The organism is Flavobacteriales bacterium, assembly GCA_013214975.1.
Taxonomy (GTDB): Bacteria; Bacteroidota; Bacteroidia; order DT-38; family DT-38; genus DT-38.
Genome location: JABSPR010000038.1, coordinates 1 through 2,435, shown reverse-complemented (window position 1 = coordinate 2,435; position 2,435 = coordinate 1). Strand labels below are relative to the sequence as shown.

Annotated in this window: 4 protein-coding genes; all 4 read right to left on the bottom strand. The window is 38.9% G+C overall.

Going from position 1 to position 2,435, the window contains the following annotated elements; all coding sequences use genetic code 11:
* Positions 1-230 precede the first annotated feature (230 nt).
* The gene (locus HRT72_02580; GenBank protein ID NQY66596.1) at positions 231-893 is read right to left on the bottom strand and encodes a hypothetical protein; all 663 of its coding nucleotides are present in this window, start codon (positions 891-893) and stop codon (positions 231-233) included.
* A 20-nt stretch (positions 894-913) separates the two neighbouring features.
* A complete protein-coding gene (locus tag HRT72_02575) occupies positions 914-1,630 on the bottom strand; it encodes a hypothetical protein (GenBank protein NQY66595.1) in 717 nt (238 codons plus the stop codon).
* Between the two features lie 139 nt (positions 1,631-1,769).
* The gene (locus tag HRT72_02570; GenBank protein NQY66594.1) at positions 1,770-2,261 is read right to left on the bottom strand and encodes an 8-oxo-dGTP diphosphatase; all 492 of its coding nucleotides are present in this window, start codon (positions 2,259-2,261) and stop codon (positions 1,770-1,772) included.
* A gap of 9 nt (positions 2,262-2,270) precedes the next feature.
* A partial coding sequence (locus tag HRT72_02565) for a class I SAM-dependent RNA methyltransferase (GenBank protein ID NQY66593.1) occupies positions 2,271-2,435 on the bottom strand: 165 nt, incomplete at its 5' end.

Sequence of the window (2,435 nt, the reverse complement as noted above, 5' to 3'; positions counted from 1 at the left end):
TGTACTGAAGCAAAATACGTATCCAAGCCTCGAGGAGCTGCACCAGGAACGGTGACAATAAAACGGCAAAAAAATATTAAAACAAGACCCAGCCTTCCTCGGTAACTAACAGGAACGATTCAACTTACTAACAGAAACATACATGATTCTGGAGTTAATCTCAATTTATGGAGCTCAAATAAATAGAAACGCCCCTGTGGAACAGGGGCGTTTTAATCAGGACATCAATCTTACTCCGAAGTGACAGACAATCGATTAAACAATATCTGTGAGCAGGCCAATAGTTGTTTTTCAGCAATCTGTCTTTTCGTCAGATCTTCTTCAGGAACATTCACAAGAATAGAAACTTCATCGTCAATATAGTCCACAGCTAAGTTAAACCCTAAATCTAATTGCTTCTGGAATTCTATTTCCCATAGATCGAGTAATTCATTAATTGCGGATTTAACCAATATCGGATCCGAGATGCTATCTCTACTCTGATATAGATTATCGTATAGCTCAAACAACCGCTCTTGAAGAACCGGAACAGCTTGAATCCGAAAATCATCCATTATCATATCAGCTAGCAATAAGATATTATCTGTGGCCAACGGTCCGACATCATGAATAAGAGTTAACGCATAAAAAATAAACTCCTCCGCCAGAACAGGAGCCAGCTCTTTCGCGCTCACCAGGAGCTGGGCCTCAAGATCAGGCACATTAATATAAGCTGTATCCATTACTATTGATGCAACATTTTTTGATGCCAACTTTTCGTGAAACGTATGGCGAATAAACACGACTTCTACGATGACGAAAAGCAAAAGCAGGACGGAAACAATCGAGGTCGTCCTTACCGCTTTTTTTGCCACTATTTTTTCTTTTTCTACTATCGTTATTAAATCTGTCATAATTTTATCCTTATTAAAAGTTAGCGAATGTTCCCTGCATTTGGATCCAATTCATAAATCATCAGTTCAAGAGATGTCGTTAATAGCATGCGCTCTAGTCCTGCCGTATCTACCTCTGCTAACTTTTTGTAGGAATCTGTGTTTTTCAAACTTTTCAAACTCGAATTAATACCATCAAACATCGCTTTAACTTGAGCATTGATTCGCTCGGGATACTGCTTTTGGACTTCAGTTCGAAGAGTATACAAAATATGAAAAATCTCTGCTTCATTTAAGCCGGGATAGCGACCCTGCAAGGTTAAGTTTGTATCCACAAGGATCTCTTCAAGATCCCCAATAATCTTTTTCTGTAGTGCTGGCCCCATCTCACCTCTTATATTTTCGATCATCGAGTAACATTCTAATTCTATGAGTCCCTGGGATTCTTTTAATTTTAACGATAATTCATCCACATACGTCGGAAGAACTTCCGTTTGAATACTGTGTGCCAGATTTTTGACGACGGGACTGCTCATGAATTGAGGAAGAGCGGACTTAACCTCTGTAATAACTTCTTCTGTATCATACGTCCTTATAAATTGAACGATATCTACTATCAAAAACACAACAAGCAGAAGAATTAGCACTCCAGATATCGAGGATATCTTTGATTTAGTTTTTCGCAATGTTGCAGTTTCCTGCAATATTTGCGCGACTTGATTCATCTCATTTCCTTCTCCAGGATCTGCAGTGCTCATTATCTCGACCTTTCTGTTATATGTAACTAAACCTGATCCAGTGAGCCGTGCTAATTAAACCGACTTACCGTTTGTAAATTTTAGGACATCAAAAAGAAATAACAAGGCCTAATATATGAAAAGTTAATAATGAAAAATATTAATTTATAAGAGTTAATTCGTGGTCCAGTAACATTTTTCCATTAAAGATAAAACGTCCGATAAATTTTTCGCCGGCGAGCATTTTTGGACACCAAATTGAATCGTCCGCCCACATGTTATGATAGGGAAGGGCGTCTTCCGGAAACCAAATTGGAATAGCCTCATCGGTTTCTTTTGGATCCCCTTCAAATTCAGTTGCAGTATAGACCTCGCCATGAATGCTATGCCCATCTATGAACTGAAACATCAGCGTCCCGGCATGCGAGGGATTGAGCGGAGTAATGCACAACTCCTCCTGAGTTTCACGAATGGCACATTCTTCTGTCGTTTCGTCCTTCTCAAGTCGTCCGCCAGGGGCATTATAATACCCAGCACCTAGGCCACGTTTTTTATGAATCAGTAGGATTTTCTTATTCTTAAAAATAAACATTAACGTAGCCGTCTCTTTTGGACTCCACGTATCCCAGTTGACATCAGATACTTTTTTCATATCGATTTTCTAATACAGATCAATTTTACCTAATACACCTTCGAGTCCACCGTTATTTAGATCATTTTTCCATTGAGGCTTTAATCCAACCTTTTTGAGTAGCTTACGATCACTCACATAAATAAATGCCGTACAACCTGTGCAGCGTTGCTTTAAAAAGTCACCAAATTCTTT

Excerpts from the sequence above, each read along its gene's own strand:
- HRT72_02580 (NQY66596.1), bottom strand. The coding sequence starts at position 893 with ATGACAGATTTAATAACGATAGTAGAAAAAGAAAAAATAGTGGCAAAA.
- HRT72_02575 (NQY66595.1), bottom strand. The coding sequence starts at position 1,630 with ATGAGCACTGCAGATCCTGGAGAAGGAAATGAGATGAATCAAGTCGCG.
- HRT72_02570 (NQY66594.1), bottom strand. The coding sequence starts at position 2,261 with ATGAAAAAAGTATCTGATGTCAACTGGGATACGTGGAGTCCAAAAGAG.